Below are 22,732 nucleotides of genomic sequence, written 5' to 3'. Positions count from 1 at the left end.
CGAACCCTTCAGGTTGGGGGTTCTCAATTTCTCGCACCGATCCTGTGAAATCAACAGGTCCGGCTCAAATCACGATCAATGTCGACCAGTTCACGCGACATTGGACCGTGCGCCGGTCCCCGGCCGTACCTGCGCGGACGGGTAGCGTTCTGGCCGTGATCGTTCGACCCATCAGCGCCGCCGAGCATCTGGCGTACCTGGATCAACGCATCGGTGACGCCAGCGTCAGCTTCCTGCAGACGCCGGCCTGGGCGCGGGTCAAGACCGAATGGCGTGCGGAATCACTCGGCTTCTTCCCCGGCGAGGTTCTCAGCGGCGTCGCGCTCGTCCTGCACCGCCCCGTCCCGAAGTTGAAGAAGACGACGCTGGCGTACGTCCCCGAGGGGCCCGTCCTTGACTGGGAAGGTGACACCGCCGACGCACTGACCAGCCTCGCGGCGTACCTCAAGAAGGGCGGCGCCTTCGCGGTACGCATCGGCCCTCCGGTCGTCGTCGCGACGTGGACCGCCGAGCAGGTCAAGCAAGGCATCGCCGACGAATCGATCGCGCGTCTGACCGACCTCACGCCGAGCACCACCAACGAGGCCGGTGCGAAGCTGACCACCGAACTCAAGGCCGCGGGCTGGCAGTTGCAGAGCCCCGAGGACGGGTTCGGTGCCGGCCAGCCGCAATTCACGTACGAGATCCCGCTCGCCGGCAGGACGGAGCAGGACCTGCTGAGCGGGATGAACCAGCTCTGGCGCCGCAACATCAAGAAGGCCGACAAGGAGGGCGTCGTCGTCACCCGGGTCCTCGGCGGCACCGACGACGACCTGCAGGCATTCCATGACCTGTACGTCCACACGGCCGAGCGCGACCACTTCACCCCGCGGGGAGTGACGTATTTCAAGGTCATGCGCGACGCCATGCAGAGCGAGAGCAACCAGCGCTTCCAACTCTTCCTCGCCCACCACGAGGGCGACCTCGTCGCGGCCACCATCTACGTCCAGGTCGGCGCCCACACCTGGTACTCCTACGGCGCCTCCTCGACCGAGAAGCGCGACGTACGCGGCTCCAACGCGATCCAGTGGGCGATGATCCGGGCCGCGCTCGAGGACGGCGCCGCGGTGTACGACCTGCGCGGCATCACCCCGACGCTGGATCCCGCGGACAGTCACGTCGGGTTGATCCAGTTCAAGGTCGGCACCGGCGGGCAGGCCGTGCAGTACGTCGGCGAGTGGGACCTGCCGCTCCGGCCGCTGATCCACAAGGCCTTCCAGATGTACATGGGTTCCCGATGACCGTCCGCCTCGAGATCGACGGCGACCGCTGGCGTACGCACTTGCGCCGGGTCGCGCTCACCAACCCTGGACTGGTCCCGGTCGCGAAGGGCAATGGGTACGGCTTCGGCCTGGCCTCGCTCGCACGCCGGGCCGAATGGCTCGGCGTGGACACCATCGCGGTCGGGACGTACACCGAGATCCCGGAGGTCATCGACCGCTTCAGCGGCGATGTCCTCGTCCTCACACCGTGGACACCAGGTCAGGCGATCCCCGAGGACTCCAAGGTCGCGCGGCGGCTGATCCACACGATCGCCCACCCCGGCGATGCCCAGGCGCTCCGCGACATCCACCCGCGGATCCGGTACGTCCTGGAGATGGCGACCTCGATGCGCCGGCACGGCATGACGGCCGCCGAACTCCGGAGCGAGCATCACCTGCAGGACGGCGTCACCCTGCACCTTCCGCTCGTCGGCGACAACCTCTCCGAAGCACGGGAGTTGCTCGCGCATCACCGGGGCACCGCGTACGTGAGTCACTTGTCAGGCGCCGATGTGCTGGAGCTCGAGCGCGACGACCTCAGGATCCGGCCGCGCGTCGGCACCAAGCTGTGGCTCGGTGACCTGGCCGCGTTCAAGGTGAGCGCGACGGTGCTCGAGGTGCACGAGGTCAGCCGCGGTGATGAGTTCGGCTACCGCCGACGCCACGCACCTCGGCCCGGGCGACTCCTGGTCGTCAGCGGCGGCACGGCACACGGCATCGGGCTGGAGGCGCCCGCCGGCGACACCTCGCTGAAGACCCGGGCAAAGACCGCAATCAAGGGCACCTTGGAAGCCACCGGCTGGCACCGGTCACCGTTCATCTGGGACGGCGAGCCGCTCCGATTCGCCGAGCCGCCGCACATGCAGGCCTCGCTGCTCTGGCTGCCGATGGGCGCCCGCGTCCCTGATCGCGGCGATCGCCTCGATCTCAGGATCCGCTACACCACGACGACATTCGACGAAACCGTCATCGTCTGAGGCCTCAGCAGGCTGAACACGACCGCGCCGCCAAGACCGATCTCGGCACACAGGCGGATCGCGATCGTGATGTCATACATCGCCGCCGGCCCGTCGCCGGAGGACATCAGCCCCGCGAGGTTCCAGGCAGTGGCGCAGAAGAACAGCACCTCGGCTCCCTGCCAGGCCAACTGGTCGCGCCACCGCGGCCGAGCCAGGACGGCGAGCGGGAGCAGCCACAGCACGTACTGAGGTGCGTACACCTTGTCCACCAGGACGACGGCCAGCACGCACAGCAGCCCGAGTTCGGCGAACGTCGGCTCGCGGTGTGCGAGTACGCCGAGCGTCAGGATGCCGACGAGGAGCGCTCCGAGGACGATCCCCGCGCAGATGTTGAGCGTGGCTGGGGCGATCGAGGTCCCGGATGAGTCCTGGAGCAGCAACCAGAACGAACCGGCACCGGCACCGTGATGGATCAGCTGGGACCAGAACCCCTTCCAGGCGTCCCACCGATTCAACATCGCCGGCACGTTGAGGATGAACCACGACGCCCCAGCGACCAGGGTGACGATGGCCCAGGAGCCCAGCTCACGGCGTCGGATCGACAGGATCAGCAGAGCCACGAGCAGCGCTACGGGATAGACATCTGCAGCGGTGCCGAGGCCGATCGCTACGCCGGTGAGGCCGAGATCGCCGCGCGAGTACGCCCAGAGCGCCGCCGCGACGGCCGCGACCGCGAGCAGTTCCCAACTCACCAGGCCGGTGAGCAGGAGCGCAGGCGACACGGCGAAGGCCGCGATCTCCCACGGCCGATCGGGCCGGACCCGGGTCAGCAGAAAGGCGGCAAGGACCGCCAGGAGAGCGAACCCGACTCCATTGACGATGACGAACATGGTCGTCGAGTCATGGATCCAGCGCGTGAGCTGCGCCATGACCGAGGCCCAGTACGTCGTCAGGACCGGGTGGTCGAGACCCTGGGCCGCGTACGCACCTGGCACCTCCGAGGCACACAGATGCGTGTAACGGATCCCGGAGTCCCACCCCCTCGTCGCACAGGACGTCTTCTGCAGCATCCCGACCGCGAACGTGAGCGTGGTCAGCACGAGCACGACCGCGCCAGCAGGCAACCAGTCGACGTAGCCGTGAGCGTGCCGACCGCGCGGGCCACCGATCGCGGCACTCATGGTCGCGACGAGAGGGTCAGCCTGCGCGGGTTCGATCACGGCTTACGAGGCAGGATGAGGCCGGTCGGGCTGCTGGAAGGCGTGCCGCTGCTGTTGCCGCCACCGGGGTTCGGCTTCGGCGTCTTCGTCTTGGTCGGCTTGCTGGTCGGCGTCTTCGTCGGCTTCGGGGCCGGCGGAGGCGGCGGAGGCGGCGTGTACGTGTGGCCGGACTGCGGAGCCGTACCGCTCACATTGGCCGGCGGCGGGAACTGCTCCGTCGGCTCCCCGGTCAGGTAGAGCTTCATCACCTCGGTCCACGTCCGGGTCGGGTAGTCGGCGCCGAAGTACGACGGCATCCACCGGTCGATCTTCTCGGTGCCGTTGCCGCGTACGTACATCACCGATGTGGCCATCTGCGGCGTGAATCCACTGAACCAGGCCGACGACACGTCGTTGTTGCCGTTGGTCGCCGTACCGGTCTTGCCGGCTGCCGGGCGGCCCAACGCCATCGCATTCTTACCGGTTCCGTTCAGGACCACCTGCTGCATCGCGTACGAGACGTCGTCAGACACGTCCTGAGGAATGGCCTGCGTGGTGTGCTGCTTGAACTGATACTTCACAGCACCGTTGGCGTCGGTCACCGTCTGGACCACGTGCACGTCCGCGCGCTGGCCGCCGTCGGCAATGGTCGCGTACGTGTTGGCCATGTTGATCGGGCTCACGTGCGCCTTGCCGAGCGTGATGCGTACGTCGTCCGGCAGCAGGTCGGTGGTGCTGGTCGGGATGCCGACGGGGTGCTTCGGGTCGGCCGTGTTCGGCGTCAGGCCCATGGCCAATGCGTTGTTGTAGATCGCCTTCGGACCGTTGGGGATCGACATAGTCATGTCCGAGAACGCAGTGTTGACCGAGTTCTCCAACGCCTCGACGGACGTCAGCGGGTGGCCATATCCGGTCGGCTGACCGGCAGCGTCGGCTTCATTCTGTACGCAGCTCGACGGTACGAACGGCTGGCAGCTCGCGCCGTAGAAGCCGTACGTCGCGCCACCGGTCCAGGTGGACTTGAGTGTGTAACCGGCCTCGATGGCCGTCGCCAAGGTGATCGGCTTCATCGAGGAACCCGCCATGCCACCGGTGGCAGCCCAGTTGAGCTGGGACTCGACATAGTCCTGGCCGCCGTAGAAGCCGACGAGGTCACCGGTGCCGGGCTTCACCATCGCGACACCGATGTGCAGGTTCTTGTCCGACAGGCAGGCGTCGCCTGTGCCGTAGTAGCACGAGCTGGGACGCTCCCCGCTGTAGTTCGCAGGCACAGCTGCGCCGAATTCCTGGCACGGATCTGCGCGAGTCTCGTTCGGGCCGGGACGGCCGATGACGCCGCATTCGGCCGCGTCCATCCCCTTCTTCTGCAGGGTCGTGGTGATCCGCAGACCGCCGCGATCGATCTGCTCCGAGGAGAATCCGAGGCTGAGCAGCTGGTTCTTGACCAACTGGAGGATGTGACCCTTCTGGTCACCGAGGGTGTTGCGGTTCACCGACTGTGGCTTGCTGTCCGGCAGGCCCAGCGCGATGTAGTGCTGCGCCACGGCCTCCTTCAAGTTGCCGGTGCTGACCATGCCCTGGAGGACGTAGTCGTACCTCTTGGTCAGGTTGGTCTTCTCCGCCTTGCTCCCTCGCGGGTCGAGGTTGTTCGGGTTGTTGATGATCGAGGCGAGCATCGCGGCCTGGCGAGTGTTGAGCTTCGCGGCGTGGATGCCGAAGTACGCCTCGGAGGCCGCCTCGATGCCGTACGCGCTCCGCCCGAAGTAGACGGCGTTGAGGTAGCGGGTGAGGATCTCCTGCTTCGAGATCGACTGCTCGAGCTTCAACGCCAGGATGGCTTCCTTGACCTTGCGGGTGTAGGACCGCTCCGAGTTCAGGTACACCAACTTCACGTACTGCTGGGTGATCGTGGAGGCGCCCTGCAGAGAATTGCCGCCAGCGTTGTTGACCAGGGCGCGCAGGATGCCGCGCAGGTCGATGCCGTTGTTGGTCCAGAACGTACGGTCCTCGGCAGCGACGACCGCGTCCTTGATGGTGGCCGGCATCTGGTTGTAGGTCAACGAGATTCGGTACTGGTTCGAGAAGTCGCCGATCACGGTCTTGCCGTCGCTGTAGTAGACCAGCGATGCCTGCGACTCGTACGCCGCGTTGGGGTCCGGGATCTTGGTGGTCTCATACATCACGAAGCCCGCGGCGACGATGAACAGGACGAAGCTCAGGCTGATCACGGTGGACCACTTGAGGGCAAGGATCCACCGCCTCTTGCTGTTCATGGCGCGGAACTTGTCCCAGGCGCCCTGCGGTGCGGCCGGTCGGCGCGCAGCGGGCTTCTTCGCAGGGTTGCTCACGAGAGAGCAGCGTACGCACTTGCCCTGAGTGCCCCGTGAATTCCGGCTCTCAGACAGCAGGTGAACACGAGGTATCTCGCACATGTCCTATCGATTTGCTATCTACGACAGATATATCGGTACGATATGTCGCATGGCACGTCGTGCAGAGTCAATCGAGCTCGCAGTCCTCGGACTGCTGCACGAAGGACCCATGCACGGATACGAGTTGCGCAAGCGACTCAACCTGATGCTCGGGTGGGGTCGCCTGCTGTCGTACGGCTCGCTCTACCCCACGCTCAAGCGGATGCTCCGCGCTGATCTGATCGAGGAGACCACGGTTCGCGACGCCGGCCTGAGCCGCCGCCCGAAGATCGTCTACGAGATCACCGAAGCAGGACAGCGGGCCTTCACCGAGTTGATGTCGGAGGTCGGCCCCATCGCTTGGGAGGACGACAACTTCGACATCCGTTTCGCCTTCTTCGGCCGAACGGACATGGAGATCCGTCTCCGCGTGCTCGAGGGTCGGCGCAGCAGGTTGCAGGAGCGACTGGATCGGGTCCAGCAGCAGCTGGCGATGACCCAGAAGGAAGTCAATCAGTATGCCGCGGAGCTCCAGCGCCACGGTCTGGAGTCGGCTGAGCGCGAAGTGCGCTGGCTGTCCTCGCTGATCGATGCAGAGCGTACGTCGGCCGCACCCGCGTCCGTCGAGAACACCTAAGAGCCACCGACCAGCCCACCTGGTCTGGAACAGCACAAAGAGAAGTAAGAGGAAGGGAGCCCTCATGGGTTCGGTACGAGTAGCAATCGTCGGCGTAGGCAACTGCGCCACGTCCCTGGTGCAGGGTGTCGAGTTCTACAAGGACGCGGACCCGAGTGGCACCGTCCCTGGACTGATGCACGTCAAGTTCGGCGACTACCACGTCTCCGACGTGACCTTCGTCGCGGCGTTCGACGTCGACGACAAGAAGGTCGGCAAGGACCTCTCGGAGGCGATCAACGCTTCTGAGAACAACACGATCAAGATCGCGGACGTCCCGTTCGCGAACGTCGAGGTCCAGCGCGGCCCGACGCTCGACGGTCTCGGCAAGTACTACCGGATGACCATCGAGGAGTCGGCTGCTGAGCCGGTCGACGTGGTTGCTGCCCTCAAGGCGGCCGAAGTCGACGTGCTCGTGTCCTACCTCCCGGTGGGCTCGGAAGAGGCCGACAAGTTCTACGCCCAGTGCGCGATCGACGCAGGCGTGGCGTTCGTCAACGCCCTGCCGGTCTTCATCGCCTCTGACCCCGCGTGGGCCAAGAAGTTCGAGGACGCTGGCGTCCCGATCGTCGGCGACGACATCAAGTCGCAGGTCGGCGCCACCATCACGCACCGCGTGATGGCGAAGCTCTTCGAAGACCGTGGTGTCGTGCTCGACCGTACGTACCAGCTCAACGTCGGCGGCAACATGGACTTCAAGAACATGCTCGAGCGCGAGCGTCTTGAGTCCAAGAAGGTCTCCAAGACCCAGGCCGTGACGTCCAACCTCACCGGCCCGCTGTCTGGCCTGGTGGACTCGAAGAACGTGCACATCGGTCCGTCGGACTACGTGGCGTGGCTCGATGACCGCAAGTGGGCGTACGTCCGCCTCGAGGGTCGCGCGTTCGGTGACGTTCCGCTCAACCTTGAATACAAGCTCGAGGTGTGGGACTCCCCGAACTCGGCCGGTGTGATCATCGACGCCGTTCGGGCGGCGAAGATCGCCAAGGACCGTGGCATCGGTGGTCCGATCCTGTCAGCCTCGGCGTACCTGATGAAGTCCCCCCCGGTGCAGATGGAGGACGACCTCGGTCGCTCCCAGCTCGAGGCGTTCATCCGCGGCGAGTGATCTCAACACGAAGGCCCGCTTCCCTTGCGAGGGAGGCGGGCCTTCGTTCGTTTGTAGGACCGTCAGACTGCGGCGGACTCGATCTCGGCCTTGAGGGCCTCGAGTGTCTGCGCCATGCCCTCCAGCAACGTCGCAGTGAATGCTTCATGGCCGCCGAACACGACCGGGATCGCAGCGCGTACCGGCGCGGAGATGCCCTGCGGTGTTTCCCGGCGATGGGTGATCCGGGTCCCGCCCTCGACCGCCTCCAGGCGGAACGACCAGATCGTGAAGTTCTCGTTCATCCGGAAGGCGAACTCCTCGAACGGGGAGTAGCGCACGACGCGGGCCGACGTCGGCCAGACCCGCCAGCCGGAGCGGTTGACGTTGAACATCCAGCTGCCGAGGCGTACGGGCACGGGAACGACCTTGGTGCGCAGTACCTGCGGTGAGCGCCGCGACAAGGCGGCGACGTCGGTCACGAACCGCCAGACGTCCTCAGGAGCCGCAGCGACGTCGATGATCGCGCAGAGTTCGGTGCCACGGGCAGAGGCAGAAGCTTCAGTCACGCGTCGACCCTAGTGCGCCGCTGTGAGCCAGCCGGTGGCAACCAGGTCGCGCCAGACGTACGGGCCCAGCGTTGCCGCGAACGTCGACGTCATGTGGCTCGGGTCGCGATAGACAGTGACCCCACCGATCACCGCCGGGCAGATCGTCGGCCCGCAGAAGAAGTCGGTGAGATCGATCGCGACCGCGCGCCGTACTGCTGCCACCGCACCCCGCGTCGGGTCGCCCGCGCGCAGCGCACCGATCGGGCCGCCGCGCGGCACCGAACAACTCGTCGCCTCCACCCGGTCGAGCAGCGCCAGACAGGGCGTGGGCGCGTCGGCGCGGTACGGCTGGTCGACGATTCCGGCGACCGGGATGCCATCGGCATTGGCCGTACGCCAGGCCGCCGCCACCGCCTTGACCCGCGCGGCGAGGTCACCGGGCATGGTGTCGTACCGGCCGAGCGTCAGCACCACGTCGATGCGGTGAGCGTTCGTCCGCAACCAGCCGTCGACCTTCTGCTGGAACTGGCCGCACGACGCCGAGATCGCCGCCGCGTACGCGGTGTCGACCCACGGACAGTGCGCCTTCAACTGAGCCATCACGACAAGCTTGTGCTCCTGTGCGAGGCGGATCAGCGGCGGCAGGTACGAGAGCGCGTGCGAGTCGCCGATGAGCGCGACCACCGGGACGCGTGGGTCACCGACGGGTCCGTAGGTGCAGGAGAGCAGGGTCGAGGTCGTGTAGTCGTTGAAGCAGTTCGGCATCGACGGGAAATCAGCGTTCGCCGTCGCGGGGGTGGGGACCAGTTGGCCGATGGGGCCGACAGGGCACGACTGCGTCGGGTCCATCGCTGCGGCACCGAAGCACGGCGGCGGATGCGCGATCATCGCGGCGACGCGGGCCTCGTTCGCCGAGATCTGCGACGAGGCGTTCGACTGCGCCGAGGCCAACAGGCCGACCGTCACCGCAGCGGCGATCGCAGCGCCGCTCAGCGCCCACACCGGCTTCGCCCCGGCGATCCGCGGGGTCGTGCGGAACCACTGCTCGATGGTCCGCGTGGACAATTCGGCGAACACAAGCGTCAGCACGACGATGACCCAGCGGTCGAGTTCGGTGAGCCGATGGCCGAGCGCGTGCGGAGCAAGGATCAGCAGCGGCCAGTGCCACAGATAGACCGCGTACGAGATCGCCCCGAGCTCCTGGATCGGCCACAGTCCGAGCAGTCGCTGCGGCGACAGTCGGCCGGGCCGCGTACCGCCTGCGATCACGGCGGCCGCGCCCAGGGTCGGCATCAAGGCGGCCCACCCGGGGAACGCCGTCGACCCAGACAGTTCGAAGGACGTCAGTCCGACGAGGATGATCCCGCCCCAGACGAGCAGGTCCGCCAGCCAGGGCGGCAGCGACGGCCACAGGCGACGATCGCCCATGACCACGAGCGCGCCGACGCCGAACTCCCACACCCGGACCGGCGTGACGAAGTACGCCGTCGCGGGATGCGTCGCGGTCATCCACAGCGAGTACGCGAAGCTCGCCACCGTGACGGTCCCGACCACGGCCGGGACACCCCAGCGCAGCCAACGGCGCAACATCAGCGCACCCGCGATCAGCAGCGGCCACACCAGGTAGAACTGCTCCTCCACCGAGAGCGTCCAGTAGTGCTGGATCACCGACGGTGCGTTGGCCTGAGCGAGGTAGTCGACCGCGTCGTGGGCCAGCCGCCAGTTCTCGAAGTACGCCGAGGAGGCCACGAGCTCGCGGAAGTTCACCACCCGCTCACCGAGCGGGATCCACAGCAGCACGCCGATCGCCGACACCACGATCACCGTGTACGCCGCCGGCAGGAGGCGCCGCGCCCGCCGGGCCCAGAACGCACCGAAGTGGATCCGGCCGTGCCGCTCGCGCTCGGTCAACAGGTGCGCCGTGATCAGGTAGCCGGAGATGACGAAGAAGACGTCGACCCCGGCGTACCCACCCGGCACGAGGGCCGGCCACACGTGGAACAGGACGACCATCGACGCCGCGAGTGCTCGCAGCGCCTGGATCTCCCCGCGCAAGCCGGTGGACGTGCTCACCGGGCCTGGCGCTCCGCCCACCAGGTACGCAGCGCGGCCTCGGCCTCCTCGGGCGTCGACGGACCGTGATCCAGGCGGCGCTCCATCAGGAAGGCGTACGCCTCGCCGACCTCGCGACCGGGTGCCAGTCCGAGGATCTCCATGATCTGGTTGCCGTCGAGGTCGGGCCGCAGCGACGCCAACGACTCCTCCTCGGACAGCCGCGCGATCCTGGACTCGAGCTCGTCGTACGTGGCCGCGAGCCGTGCCGCCTTGCGGGCGTTGCGGGTCGTGCAGTCGGCACGGGTCAGGATGTGCAGCCGCTCGAGCAGGTCGTCGGCGTCGCGTACGTACCGCCGGACCGCTGAATCGGTCCACTGGCCTTCGCCGTACCCGTGGAACCGCAGGTGCAGCTCGACCAGCCGCGACACCGCCGCGATCTCATCGTTGGAGAACTTCAGTGCCTGCATCCGCTTGCGGGTGAGCTTGGCGCCGACCACGTCGTGGTTGTGGAACGTCACGACACCGCCGTCGACGAAGCGGCGCGTACGCGGCTTGCCGACGTCGTGCATGAGCGCGGCGAAGCGGGACACGAAGTCGGGGCCACCCAGGCGCGACTCCTGGGCAATCGCCTGTTCCAGCACGGTCAACGAATGCTCGTAGACGTCCTTGTGCCGGTGGTGCTCGTCGGATTCGAGTTTCAGCGCAGGCAGTTCGGGCAGGACATGGTCAGCCAGCCCGGTCTCGACCAGCAACGTCAGGCCGAGGCGCGGGTACGGAGCCAGGATCAGCTTGACCAGTTCATCGCGTACGCGCTCCGCGGAGATGATCTCGATGCGGGCGGCCATCGCGGTCATCGCGGCGATCACCTCGGGGGCGACGGTGAAGCCGAGCTGCGCGGCAAACCGGGCTGCGCGCATCATCCGCAGCGGATCGTCGGAGAACGACGACTCAGGTGCGCCCGGCGTACGAATCACGCGCTGGGCCAGATCGACGACGCCACCGTACGGATCGACGATCTCGCGGGACGGCAGTGACACCGCCATCGCGTTGATCGTGAAGTCTCGGCGGCCGAGGTCTCCGGGCAGCGAGTCGCCGAAGTCGACCTCCGGCTTGCGGGAGGACGGGTCGTAGATCTCCGAGCGATAGGTGGTGATCTCGATCGTCCACTCGCCGCGGCGGGTACCGATCGTGCCGAAGGCACGGCCCATGTCCCAGATCGGTCCGCGCTCGCGCTTGAGGATGGCCTCGGTCTGCTCCGGGCGCGCTGAGGTGGTCAGGTCGAGGTCGGTCACCGGACGACCGAGGAGCGCGTCACGGACCGGTCCGCCGACGAGGGCGAGTTCGTGTCCTTCGGCGGCGAAGGCCTCTCCGAGCGGCTCGAGGACTGGTGCCAGGAGGTCGAGCTGGGCCTCCACGGCCCGTTGCATGTCGACCACGGACCACGAGATTGGCTGCACAGGTCCGGACACAGCCACCGAGTCTAGAAGCGCAGGGCCAACGGCCCGATATCCTCGCCAGCATGTCTGGGGCCAGTACCGTCCGCATCCGGGCGGGTCTCGTGGCTCTCATCGCGCTGATCTGCGCGCTCCTTCCAACCGTGAGCGGTCGTGCGCACGCCGCGGGGACGACGGACCCGCTGACGATCACCATCGATGCGATGACCCCGAGCACCTCCAGCGGGGACATCCGTCTGAGCGGCCACATCACGAACGCGGACGACCAGACGTGGACGCAGATCCAGGTCCTTCCGTTCCTGGCGCCGACTCCCATTCAGACCACGGACGCGCTCGCCGCTGCGATGCAGATGCCCGAGGATGCGCCCGTCGGCAAGCGGATCCTCAGTGTCTTCACCACCATCAAGCAGCTCGACCCCGGCCAGACGACCACCTGGTCCCTGACCGTGCCGAGTTCGGTGCTGCCACACGTCCATGGCGGCGTCTACTGGTTCGGCGTCCATGCCCTCGGCACGAGCAGCGCGGGTGTCAGCCAGACCGCCGATGGCCGCGCGCGTACGTTCCTCCCGGTGGTTGGACCGACCACCCAGAAGGCGCGAGTTCATCTGATCGTCGAGATCACCGAGCCCATCGAGTACGACGCCACCGGTCACCTGCTCGAGACGACCTCGTACGCACCCGGTGCTCCGACGTGGGTCAGCGAGTTCAGCGGTCATCTGGCCCGACTCCTGAAGGTCGTGAACAGCACTCCGGGTGCAGATCTGCTCGTCGATCCCGCGGTCGTGGATGCTGCGAGCCGGTTGGCTGACGGTAACCCCGGTTGGCTCGGCGACGCCGGTGCCCTGGCCGACACCAAGGCCGCCGCCCAGTCCTGGCTGGCGTCGTTCAAGTACGTCGCCCGGACCCATCAGGTGTGGGGCCTTCCGTACGGCGACGTCGACATCACCGCCACCGCGGACCGCCCGGACATCGCGGCCTCGGCCGAGAGCATCGCGATGGCGCCGTTCACGGCGATCGGTGTCCATGCCGCACCCGCCCGGCGTTCCGCCGACCTCACCGCATCCGGAGCGGCAGTCCTGGGACCAGAGGGCAGTACGGCATTCGTGGACGCGCGGGTTGCCGGCTCACAATCGAGCGCCAACGGCGTACGCGTCGTCGGCACAGCCCTCGCCTCGCTCGGCGCCCCGAAGCCCGGGGAGGCGTACGCGCCGGTGCCACTGCGCCAGCAGATCCTCGCCGAGGCCGCGCTGCACCTCGGCACCACCGCCCCGGTCGTCGTGGTCATCCCGTCGACGTTCTCTCCGGCGGACCCAGCGGGCTTCGCAGCCAGCCTGGCAGCCCCGTGGGTGTCGCTCGACACGCTGCCGCAGGCGCTCAACGGCCTGACCATGGGCACCTTCCCCGACCAGCCAAAGGCCGCCGCCGAGTCACCGCTCGTCCACCTCAGTGTGGCCGCGTACGTCGCTGCCATCCGAACAGCAGCGACGCTGCACAACCTCACCGGCCTGGACGTCAACGGACCGGTGAGCCGTACGGTGCTCCCCGCGATGTCGCGGGCGATGGTGCACGGCCCGTCCGCGCAGAGCGTCAGCGTTCAGCTCGCCGACCTGATCTCCAACAACATCACCGTCACGGCGCCCCGCGGTGTCACCCTGTCCGGGTCGAGTGGTCGCTTCTCGCTCGCCCTGGAGAACAAGCTCGCGGTGCCCATCACGGTCAGCCTCAAGGCCTGGACGGACCAGGACACCTCGATCGGCCATTTCGGCAACGTCCCGCTGCCGGCTCACGGGGCCGCAGCGCCGCTCGCGAACGTGTCCATCAACGCCCATGGCAATCACCGAGTGCACTTCTCGGTGACTGACTCCGCAGGACATCCGATCGGCGTCACGGTGGACGTCGCCGTTCGATCCGTGCAGGTGAGCGGACTGATCTGGGCCTTCATCGCCGGCGGGCTGGCCCTGCTCGGCATCGCGATCTCGATGAGACTGGTCCGCCGGATCAGGAGCCGCGCATGAGCGTCGCGCGCAGCAGCGCCGTGATGGCGGTCGGCACGATCTTCTCCCGCGCGAGCGGGTTCGTACGCACCGCCCTGCTGGCCGCGGCGATCGGCTCCACGTTGCACGCCGACGTGTTCAATCTCGCGAACACGATTCCCAACATGCTCTACATCCTGTTGGCGGGCGGGGTGTTCAACGCCGTACTGGTCCCGCAACTCGTGCGGTCGATGAAGAACGACGCCGACGGCGGCCAGGCGTACGCCGACCGGATCATCACGCTGGCCGGGGCGTTCCTTGCCGTGGTCACCGCGCTCCTGGTGATCGCCGCCCCGCTGCTGCTCCACCTCTGGTTGCACGGATCCTGGTACGCCCCGGACCACGCCGCCCAACTGCACTCGACGATTGCCTTCGCGCGCTGGTGCCTGCCACAGATCTTCTTCTACGGGATGTACGTGCTCGTCGGCCAGATCCTGAACTCTCGCGGCAGTTTCGGGCCGATGATGTGGGCGCCGATCGCGAACAACATCATCGCGATCGGGGTGCTGATCGCGTACCTGGTCGCCTTCGGGACCTCCAGCACGGGTGGTTACAGCTCCGGTGAGGAGACTCTGCTCGGTCTGGGTTCGACGCTGGGGATCGTGGCCCAGTTCGTGGTCCTGCTTCCCGCCCTCCGCGCCGCCGGGTTCCGCTATTCGCCCCGGTGGGACTTCCGCGGTGTCGGCCTGTCCCAGACGGCGAAGTTGGGTGCCTGGACGATCCTTTTCGTGATCGTCAACCAGGTGGCATTCCTGGTGATCACCGCGCTGGCGAGCGATGGATCAGTCGGCGGCGGCGCCGGTTACACCGTCTACTCAAACGCGTGGCTGGTCGTGCAGGTCCCGCACTCGATCATCACTGTGTCGCTCGCCACCGCCATCCTGCCGATGCTGTCGCGGTTCGCGGCCGACAACGACACAGCCGCGGTGAAGCAGCAGCTCGGCCGGACGATGCGCAATGCGATGGCTCTGATCGTGCCCATCGCCGCCCTCCTGCCGCTCCTCGCCGTCCCGGTGGCGCGCCTGCTGTTCGGTTACGGCGCCTCCCGCGACGTCGCCACGATCGACATGTACGCGCCGGCGCTGGCCTGGTTCGCCCCGGGCCTGCTGCTCTGGACGATCCAGTACCTGGTGCTCCGCGCCTTCTACGCGTACGAACTCAACCGGCAGGCGCTGCTCATCCAGATCGCGATCGCCTCGGTCAACATCGGCGCCGCACTCTGGCTGGTGAACGGCATCCCCAGCAAGGACACCGCCGGCGCGCTGGCACTGGCGTACTCACTCTCGTACCTCGTCGGCACGACGCTCTCTGTCACCTACCTCGCCCGCAGGCTCGGCGGCTGGTCGTGGGCCGAACCGATTCGTTTCTGCGTACGCATCACGCTCGTGTCGGCACTGGCCGCGGGCGCGGCGTACGTGGTCGAACTCGGCGTCGGGCTGGGTCACACCATCGGCGGATCGCTCGTGACCCTCGTCGTTGCCGGCGGTGCGGGCGCCGTCGCGCTGATCGTGTCGGCTCATCTCTTCCGTCTCGCCGAGATCACGAGCATCGTGGATTCCGTGACGCGACGTCTACCAGGGCTCCGATGACCGTTCATCACGCAGGAGATGTCCTCGGTCGGCGCTATCAGTTGGCGGAGTTGCTGGTCGACGCCGGGGCCGGTGCCGCGTGGCTCGCCCACGACAAGGTGCTCGGCCGATCGATCTCGATCCACGAAGTGCCCGAGACCGATGTCCGCGCGGAGAAGATGCGCAACGCCGCGCGGGCGGCCGCCCTGGCCAACGACCCACGTCTGCTGCGCGTCCTGGATTTCGACGTCGAGGCCGGCACGCTCTACGTGGTCAGCGAGTGGGGCGCGGGCCTCACCCTCAACCACGCAGTCGCGCACGGTCCTCTCGACCATGAACGTGCCGCCAGGATGGCCGAACACATCTCCCGAGCGATCAGTCACGCGCACTCGGCCGGGGTCACCCACGGTCGGCTCGCGCCTGAGAACGTCCTCGTCGACGAGGCCGGCGAAGTACGCATCATCGGCACTGCCATCGAGGCTGCCCTCCTGGGCCTGCCCCGCTCCACGGTCGCCCAGGACACCGCCGACGTCGTCGGCCTGCTGTACGCGGCCCTGACCGGCAAGTGGGCCGGGCGATCCGAGTCGAGTCTGCCGACGGCTCCGCGGGGGCCGGACGGACGGTTCCTTCGCGTACGCCAGGTACGCGCCGGCGTACCCCCAGTCCTCGACGAGGCGGTCGCGCGGGTCGCGAAGCCCGGCGGATCGCTGTCGGATCTGCAGGCGACGCTGGCCACGTGGCTCGGCGTACACGTCGAGGCTCACGCGGGCGACGTGACCACGGACACCGCGCTCGACCTGACGCCGATCAGGGACACCGGTCGGCACGCGGCACCACCCGCCGCGACCGCCCCAGAGCCGCGGATCGTACGCCGGGACGACCCCATGCCGTCCGCGATCGCTCCCGCCCCGGACGCACCGAGCTCGTTGCCCGGCAGCCGTTGGATGCAGATCGCCCTTGCGGCCGCGATGGTGCTCTTCCTCGTGGTGGGCGTGTTCTTCGCCTTCCAACTCGGGCATGACAAGAGCGGCTCTGGCGCCGCCGGCCCTGGTCCGCAGATGTCCTTCGGTGCCACCGACTTCGATCCGCTCGGGAATCTGCAGGAGAACCCCGACCAGGTGAAGTACGCCGTCGACGGCTATCCGTCCACCTCCTGGACGACCATGACCTATCTGCAGCAGCTCGGACCCAAGGGCGACAAGCTCGGTGTCGGGCTGGTCCTCGACCTGCACCAGTCGTCGAACGTCACCTCGGTCGAGCTGACCCTGGTCGGCGACGGCAGCGCCGGTTCCATCTACGTGCTTCCGGACCAACCCGCACTGGCAGCGAGCACCGTCGGGACCGGCAACCCGATCACGATGGCAGGTGTGGCGCCGGCAGCGTCCGGTCCGTGGGGCACGCACCCGACGATCACGCTCCCGGCCGGGACCAAGGGTCGGTACGTCGTCGTCTGGTTCACCGCCCTGCCGAAGGTGGGTGGTTCATACCGTGGAGCGATCGCCGAGGTGGACGTGACGGGAACACCCGCGCCTTAGACTCCGTTGCTACAAAGCACCGTTCCACCGCGTACAACCGTCTCGAAGGATCCAGCGTGAGCGAGCCCCGCAACGTCATCATCATCGGCTCCGGCCCGTCCGGCTACACCGCCGCGGTGTACGCCGCCCGGGCTGCGTTGAACCCCCTCGTCTTCGAAGGCTCGGTGACGGCTGGCGGTGCCTTGATGAACACCACCGAGGTCGAGAACTTCCCCGGCTTCCGCGACGGGATCATGGGTCCTGAGCTGATGGAGAACATGCGCGCCCAGGCGGAGCGGTTCGGTGCCGAACTGATCGCTGACGACGTCATCGAGGTCGACCTGACCGGCGACATCAAGATCGTGAAGACCGCCGAGGCGACCTACGAGGCCACGGCCGTCATCCTGGCGATGGGTTCGGGCTACAAGAAGCTCGGTCTGCCCGACGAGGACCGGCTGTCCGGCCGTGGCGTGTCCTGGTGCGCGACCTGCGACGGCTTCTTCTTCCGCAACCAGCACATCGCCGTCGTCGGCGGCGGCGATTCGGCCTTGGAGGAGGCGACGTTCCTGTCGCGGTTCGGCTCGAAGGTGTCCCTGCTGGTCCGTCGCGACGAGCTGCGTGGATCCAAGATCATGCAGGATCGCGCGATCGCGGACGAGAAGATCGAGATCGTCTGGAACTCGGCCGTGGATTCGCTCAACGGCGAGAACGGCCTGGACTCGGTCACGCTGGTCGACACCGTCACCGGCGAGAAGCGTGAGCTCGACGCCACCGGCCTCTTCATCGCGATCGGCCACGAGCCGCGGTCCGAACTCATCGGGGGCCAGGTCGACCTCGACGACGAGGGGTACGTCCTCACGCAGCCGGGTTCGACTGCGACGAACCTCGAGGGCGTCTTCGCGGCCGGCGATCTGGTCGACCACACCTACCGCCAGGCGGTCACCGCTGCCGGGTCAGGCTGCGCCGCTGCGCTCGACGCTGAGCGCTGGCTGGCAGTCCGGGAGCACCACGCTTCCCAGAATCGTGCGTCTGCCGGGAATGTCCCCGCGACCGCGTAGGTTCTACCCGCAGACGTTCCGTCCAACTTGAAAGAAGGGGCCCACCGTGGCTGACAACATTTCCGCCGTTACCGACGCCGAGTTCACCGCGAACGTGCTGCAGTCCGACAAGCCGGTCCTGGTCGACTTCTGGGCCGAGTGGTGTGGCCCGTGCCGCCAGGTCTCCCCGATTCTCGACGAGATCGCGTCGCAGCACGGCGACAAGATCACGTTCCTCAAGATGAACGTCGACGAGAACCCGGTGACCCCGGCTTCCTACCGGGTGACCGGCATCCCGACGCTCAACGTCTACCAGGGCGGCCAGGTCGTGAAGACGATCGTCGGCGCCAAGCCGAAGGCCGCGCTGCTCGCGGAGCTCGCTCCGTACATCGGCTGAGCCGATGTACCAAGAGTTCAGTATCGGCTGACCCGATGTACCAAGGGTGCAGTATCGGCTGAGCCTGTTCCACGTGGAACCCCGTCACCTTCGGGTGGCGGGGTTCTGTCGTTGTGTGACCGTTTCAACGGCGATCTAATCTCGGCAGGCATGCCGTCGGTATGCGACCATGGTTGCTCCCATGAGCGATCTTCCTGTCTCCCGGCCCGCCCATCGACTAGACCCCTACGTCGATCGCTACGCAGCGCGTACGGCCGGAATGACGGCCTCGGAGATCCGGGCACTATTCGCGGTGGCTTCACGCCCCGAGGTGGTATCCCTCGCGGGCGGCATGCCCAACATCTCTGGCCTGCCACTGGACGTGGTCGGTGAGGCGCTCCGTGAGCTCGTGCTGACCAACGGCCCGGTGGCGATGCAGTACGGCTCCGGCCAGGGACTCCCCGAGCTGCGCGAGAAGATCACCGACATCATGCGTCTGGAGGGCATCGAGGCCCACGCGGACGACGTCGTGGTCACCGTGGGCTCCCAGCAGGCGGTCGACCTCGTGACGCGTGTGTTCTGCGACCCGGGCGACGTGATCATCTGTGAGGCGCCGTCGTATGTCGGCGCCCTCGGCGTCTTCAAGTCCTACCAGTGCGAGATCGTGCACGCAGAGATGGACGCCGACGGTCTCATCCCGGAAGCCGTGCGTCAGGCGATCGCTGCCACGAAGGCCGCTGGCAAGAAGATCAAGTTCCTCTACACGATCCCGAACTTCCACAACCCCGCCGGTGTGACGCTGTCTGCGCAGCGCCGGCTGGAGATCCTCGAGATCTGTCGCACTGAGGGCGTACTGGTCCTCGAGGACAATCCGTACGGCCTCCTGGGTTTCGACCGCGACCCGATGCGGGCCATGCGGGCCGAGGAGTCCGAGGGGATCATCTACCTGGGGTCCTTCTCCAAGACGTTCGCCCCCGGTTTTCGGGTCGGCTGGGCGTTGGCGCCGGCGTCCGTACGCGAGAAGCTCGTCCTGGCACAGGAGTCGGCGACGCTGTGTCCGCCGCAGTTCTCGCAGATGGCGATCTCCACCTACCTCGACAAGGCTGACTGGCAGGGCCAGATCAAGCAGTTCCGCGAGATGTACCGCGAACGCCGTGACGCGATGGTCGGCGCCCTCACCGACCTGATGCCCGCCGGGTGTTCGTGGAACGTCCCGGACGGTGGCTTCTACGTCTGGATGACGATGCCGCTGGGCGTCAACACCAAGACCATGCTCCCGAACGCCGTCAAGGAGCGCGTTGCGTACGTGCCGGGCACGGCGTTCTTCACCGATGGCTTCGGGTCGGGTGCGATGCGGCTGTCGTACTGCTACCCGCCGCCGGACAAGATTCGCGAGGGCGTACGTCGGCTTGCCGGTGTCGTGGAGCGGCAGCTCGACATGCTGCAGACGTTCGGCACCGCCGAGGGCATCCCCGGGCTACCCATCCGCGGCGACGAAGCTCCCCCTACCGACCTGCGATAGCCGCTCTCCAACGCACTGGACCCGCCCCCAACGGGGAGCGGGTCCTTCTGCTTGTGGCCGCTGACCTGCGGTTTCGTCAACAGTATCTATTTAGCGTTTTATCGTTTTATCGACTTATTGATCAATCGCCATAGGGTTGCGGCGTGGCCTGAACCGGGCGCGGGTCGATGAGATTCACGATGCGCTGGAGGTCACCGAAGGTCGCGAACTCGATGGTCACCTTGCCTTTGGTACGCCCCAGTTCGACCTTCACTCGTGTGTCCAGGCGGTCGGCGAGGCGGTCGCTCAGGTCACCGAGACCAGGCGCGTTCACCTTCGGACCCGGAGTCGCCCGCAGCTTCGGGCCGCCGTCGTCACCCAGCGAGACGAGCTCCTCGAGGCCGCGGACGCTGATGCCCTCAGCGACAACGCGGGAGGCCAAGCGGTCCTGCACCTCGGCGTCCTGGACGGCGACGAGTGCTCTCGCGTGGCCAGCTGAGAGAACGCCGGCGGCGACACGGCGCTGGACGCCCGGCGAGAGCTTCAGGAGCCGCAAGGTGTTGCTGATGGTCGGACGTGAGCGACCGATCCGCTCCGCCAGCTCCTCGTGCGTGCAACCGAAGTCATCGAGGAGCTGTTGGTATGCCGCCGCCTCTTCGAGTGGGTTCAGCTGCGAGCGATGCAGGTTCTCCAGAAGGGCGTCCCGAAGCATGTCGACGTCGTCGGTCTGACGGACGATCGCCGGAATCGTGGCGAGGCCGGCAGCCTGGGTCGCACGCCAGCGGCGCTCACCCATGACCAACTCGAAGCCGTCACCGTCGGGACGGACCACGATGGGCTGCAGGACGCCGATCTCACGCACCGAGTGGACCAACTCCGCCATGTCGGTCTCATCGAAGACCGTACGAGGCTGGGCGTGGTTCGGGTGGATCTTCTCCACTGGGAGTTCAGCGAAGTAGGCGCCGTCGACCGGCAACAGGTCGCGCTGAGCCGTAGGCGGCTGTGTGGCCGGGCCCCCGAATCCTTGGGAAGTGCGCTCAAAAGGCGCCGGAGCGGGCGCCCCCGACGTCGCTGGTACGCCCTCTGCGAACGCCGAGGCCGGGGAAGTGGTTTCGATAGGAGCGCTGGGGATCAGGGAGCCAAGGCCTCGACCAAGACCACGGCGCGGCGGCTGGGACATCAGCTGGTTCCCTTCAGAGCGAGTTCACGTGCAGCCTCAAGATACGACAGTGCACCTGGTGATCCCGGGTCATACGTCATGACGCTCTCCCCGTACGACGGAGCCTCGGAGACGCGGACTGAGCGCGGAATGTACGTGTTGAGGACGATGTCACCGAAGCTGTCCCTCACCTGATCGGCGACTCCAGCCGCCAGGCGCGTACGCGCGTCGTACATGGTGATCAGCATCGCGGAGACCCTGATCACCGGGTTGAGGGCCTTCCGCGCCAGTTCGACCGTGTTCAGGAGCTGTGCGAGGCCCTCCAGGGCGTAGTACTCGGCCTGAATGGGGATCAGGACCTCACTGCCCGCCGTCAGAGCGTTGATCGTCAACAGACCGAGCGACGGTGGGCAGTCAACGAAGACGAAGTCCCAGCGGTCTTCGTTGTCCGGCGACGTGCGCTTGGAGGCTGTGAGGGCGTTCTTGAGCCGGAATTCACGTGCAACTGCCGGTACCAGCTCGATTTCGGCACCTGCCAGATCGATCGTCGCCGGCACCACATCAATGCCATCCACGTCGGGGCACGGAACGGCCACGTCGTCGATGGCCGCGCCATCGACGACCACTTCGTATGTGCCAGGCGTCCCGACAGGGTGCGGGACACCGAGAGCTGTTGACGCATTGCCCTGTGGGTCAAGGTCGATGACCAGTACGCGCTGACCCAGCTGTGCCAGCCCCGCCGCGAGATTGACCGTCGAGGTGGTCTTGCCGACACCACCCTTCTGGTTCGCCACCACAAAGATGCGTGGCGTGGCCGGGCGTGGGATGGCCGGTCGGTTCAAGACGGACTGGCGCGCCAGCACGGAATGTTCGGCAGCGCGGGCGAGAGGAGTCTCCGTGTCGTCCAGAAGCGTCGAGTTCGCGGCGATATCGGCTGCCGTCCGCGTGGCACCGAGGCCGGCGGTAAGGCCGCCGAGGCCGCTGGTTTCACGTGAAACGTCGGTTTGCGGGGTCTCGCTGGTGCTGTCGTCCATCGGCCTACCTTGTGGATAAGTTGCGTTGATCTGTGGATGTCACGCGTGAGCCGGGTGGCGAAGCGGTGGATAAGCCAGGCGCTATCTGCGCCGACCCGAACCTTGACGTGACGTACGACCACGAGCACCAGATCCGGCTGCTCTGTGGGTAGGGGGCCAATCTACCGAGCGCGGACCTGCCCAGGCCACCTGAAGAACATGTGTTGTGGACAACCCGTCGGAACCGCCCAGCGTGTGGATGACGGGCTCCGCACACCTGCCGAGCTGCAGAACGTCACGGACCTCCTGCAGTTCATCTGCGACGTTCGATCCCTTGAGGGCGAGCAACTTGCCCTCTTGGGCCACCAACGGCATCGACCACGTGAGCAGCCGCGGCAGAGGTGCCAGAGCGCGCGAAGTCACCGCGTCGAAGGTGCGCTTGCCATGCAGCTCGTCCGCCCGTCCGCGCACGACTTCGACATTTTCGAGAGCCAGCTCTGCAACTACCTCGGACAAGAAGGTGGTCCGGCGCAGCAGGGGCTCAATCAGCGTGACTCGCACGTCCGTCCGCGCGATAGCCAGCACAAGGCCAGGGAGGCCGGCGCCCGAACCGATGTCGGCGAGAGTCGAATCTGTCACCAACAGATCAGCCATCACGACGCAGTTGAGAATGTGTCGATCCCACAGGCGGGGCACTTCACGTGGCCCGATCAACCCGCGGATGACACCGTCAGTGGCCAGCAAGGCTGCGTACTTCTCAACCAGAGGCAGTTGTTTCACGTGAAACAGCGAACGACCGACCTCCGGAATGTCGGGGAGTTCGGTCGTCACTGGTTTC

The 22,732-nt window shown here is 66.9% G+C and carries 18 protein-coding genes; 10 read left to right on the top strand and 8 right to left on the bottom strand.

Annotation, left to right across the window (positions count from 1 at the left end; genetic code table 11):
* The first annotated feature begins 149 nt into the window (after positions 1-149).
* Together KCTC_RS08435 and KCTC_RS08430 are read left to right on the top strand one after the other, a co-directional pair.
* Positions 150-1,280: a lipid II:glycine glycyltransferase FemX gene (locus tag KCTC_RS08435; RefSeq protein ID WP_164512626.1), complete on the top strand. Its 1,131-nt coding sequence runs from the start codon at positions 150-152 to the stop codon at positions 1,278-1,280.
* A complete protein-coding gene (locus KCTC_RS08430; RefSeq protein ID WP_125568541.1) occupies positions 1,277-2,278 on the top strand; it encodes an alanine racemase in 1,002 nt (333 codons plus the stop codon). Before KCTC_RS08435 ends, KCTC_RS08430 begins: the two co-directional genes overlap by 4 nt.
* Here the strand turns inward: KCTC_RS08430 and KCTC_RS08425 are convergent.
* Both KCTC_RS08425 and KCTC_RS08420 read right to left on the bottom strand, forming a co-directional pair.
* Positions 2,239-3,441 (bottom strand): glycosyltransferase 87 family protein, encoded by a 1,203-nt coding sequence (locus tag KCTC_RS08425; protein ID WP_125568539.1) that lies wholly within the window; start codon positions 3,439-3,441, stop codon positions 2,239-2,241. The genes KCTC_RS08430 and KCTC_RS08425 overlap by 40 nt on opposite strands.
* Positions 3,442-3,476: 35 nt before the next feature.
* On the bottom strand, positions 3,477-5,807 hold the full coding sequence (locus KCTC_RS08420; RefSeq protein WP_164512539.1) for a transglycosylase domain-containing protein: 2,331 nt from the start codon (positions 5,805-5,807) through the stop codon (positions 3,477-3,479).
* Between the two features lie 133 nt (positions 5,808-5,940).
* On the opposite strand from KCTC_RS08420, the gene KCTC_RS08415 reads away from it, so the two are divergent.
* Both KCTC_RS08415 and KCTC_RS08410 read left to right on the top strand, forming a co-directional pair.
* Complete coding sequence (locus KCTC_RS08415) at positions 5,941-6,507, top strand: PadR family transcriptional regulator (RefSeq protein WP_125568534.1); 567 nt, start codon at positions 5,941-5,943, stop codon at positions 6,505-6,507.
* Positions 6,508-6,571: 64 nt separating this feature from the next.
* Positions 6,572-7,654 carry an inositol-3-phosphate synthase gene (locus KCTC_RS08410; RefSeq protein ID WP_125568532.1) on the top strand — a complete coding sequence of 361 codons (1,083 nt, stop codon included), beginning with the start codon at positions 6,572-6,574 and terminating at the stop codon, positions 7,652-7,654.
* A 62-nt stretch (positions 7,655-7,716) separates the two neighbouring features.
* On the opposite strand, the gene KCTC_RS08405 is transcribed toward KCTC_RS08410, so the two are convergent.
* From KCTC_RS08405 to KCTC_RS08395, 3 genes are read right to left on the bottom strand one after another with little or no spacing between them, the layout of a single operon-like run.
* Positions 7,717-8,202: an SRPBCC family protein gene (locus tag KCTC_RS08405; RefSeq protein ID WP_197715165.1), complete on the bottom strand. Its 486-nt coding sequence runs from the start codon at positions 8,200-8,202 to the stop codon at positions 7,717-7,719.
* 9 nt (positions 8,203-8,211) lie between these two features.
* A complete protein-coding gene (locus KCTC_RS08400; RefSeq protein ID WP_125568530.1) occupies positions 8,212-10,257 on the bottom strand; it encodes an acyltransferase family protein in 2,046 nt (681 codons plus the stop codon).
* A complete protein-coding gene (locus KCTC_RS08395) occupies positions 10,254-11,666 on the bottom strand; it encodes a CCA tRNA nucleotidyltransferase (RefSeq protein WP_125570088.1) in 1,413 nt (470 codons plus the stop codon). Before KCTC_RS08395 ends, KCTC_RS08400 begins: the two co-directional genes overlap by 4 nt.
* Positions 11,667-11,758: 92 nt before the next feature.
* On the opposite strand from KCTC_RS08395, the gene KCTC_RS08390 reads away from it, so the two are divergent.
* The 6 genes from KCTC_RS08390 (at position 11,759) to KCTC_RS08365 (ending at position 19,743) form a co-directional block, all read left to right on the top strand.
* Positions 11,759-13,708: a hypothetical protein gene (locus KCTC_RS08390; RefSeq protein ID WP_125568528.1), complete on the top strand. Its 1,950-nt coding sequence runs from the start codon at positions 11,759-11,761 to the stop codon at positions 13,706-13,708.
* On the top strand, positions 13,705-15,315 hold the full coding sequence (gene murJ, locus KCTC_RS08385; protein ID WP_125568526.1) for a murein biosynthesis integral membrane protein MurJ: 1,611 nt from the start codon (positions 13,705-13,707) through the stop codon (positions 15,313-15,315). Before KCTC_RS08390 ends, murJ begins: the two co-directional genes overlap by 4 nt.
* Positions 15,312-16,829 (top strand): protein kinase family protein, encoded by a 1,518-nt coding sequence (locus tag KCTC_RS08380; protein ID WP_125568524.1) that lies wholly within the window; start codon positions 15,312-15,314, stop codon positions 16,827-16,829. The genes murJ and KCTC_RS08380 overlap by 4 nt, the downstream gene beginning before the upstream one ends.
* A gap of 56 nt (positions 16,830-16,885) precedes the next feature.
* On the top strand, positions 16,886-17,866 hold the full coding sequence (gene trxB, locus KCTC_RS08375; protein ID WP_125568522.1) for a thioredoxin-disulfide reductase: 981 nt from the start codon (positions 16,886-16,888) through the stop codon (positions 17,864-17,866).
* A gap of 46 nt (positions 17,867-17,912) precedes the next feature.
* The gene (gene trxA / locus KCTC_RS08370) at positions 17,913-18,242 is read left to right on the top strand and encodes a thioredoxin (RefSeq protein ID WP_125568520.1); all 330 of its coding nucleotides are present in this window, start codon (positions 17,913-17,915) and stop codon (positions 18,240-18,242) included.
* 181 nt (positions 18,243-18,423) lie between these two features.
* On the top strand, positions 18,424-19,743 hold the full coding sequence (locus KCTC_RS08365) for an aminotransferase-like domain-containing protein (protein WP_125568518.1): 1,320 nt from the start codon (positions 18,424-18,426) through the stop codon (positions 19,741-19,743).
* Positions 19,744-19,864: 121 nt separating this feature from the next.
* Here KCTC_RS08365 and KCTC_RS08360 read toward each other — a convergent pair whose 3' ends face one another.
* The 3 genes from KCTC_RS08360 to rsmG all read right to left on the bottom strand — a co-directional run bounded on the left by KCTC_RS08360 (position 19,865) and on the right by rsmG (position 22,725).
* Positions 19,865-20,902, bottom strand: coding sequence for a ParB/RepB/Spo0J family partition protein (locus KCTC_RS08360; RefSeq protein ID WP_125568516.1), 1,038 nt, complete (start codon positions 20,900-20,902; stop codon positions 19,865-19,867).
* Positions 20,902-21,915: a ParA family protein gene (locus KCTC_RS08355; RefSeq protein ID WP_125568514.1), complete on the bottom strand. Its 1,014-nt coding sequence runs from the start codon at positions 21,913-21,915 to the stop codon at positions 20,902-20,904. Before KCTC_RS08355 ends, KCTC_RS08360 begins: the two co-directional genes overlap by 1 nt.
* 81 nt (positions 21,916-21,996) lie before the next feature.
* Complete coding sequence (gene rsmG / locus KCTC_RS08350; RefSeq protein WP_231998652.1) at positions 21,997-22,725, bottom strand: 16S rRNA (guanine(527)-N(7))-methyltransferase RsmG; 729 nt, start codon at positions 22,723-22,725, stop codon at positions 21,997-21,999.
* Positions 22,726-22,732: the final 7 nt, after the last annotated feature.

It is taken from the genome of Nocardioides baekrokdamisoli, from assembly GCF_003945325.1.
In the GTDB taxonomy this organism is placed as follows: Bacteria; Actinomycetota; Actinomycetes; order Propionibacteriales; family Nocardioidaceae; genus Nocardioides; species Nocardioides baekrokdamisoli.
This window is presented reverse-complemented; position numbering and strand designations above follow the sequence as displayed.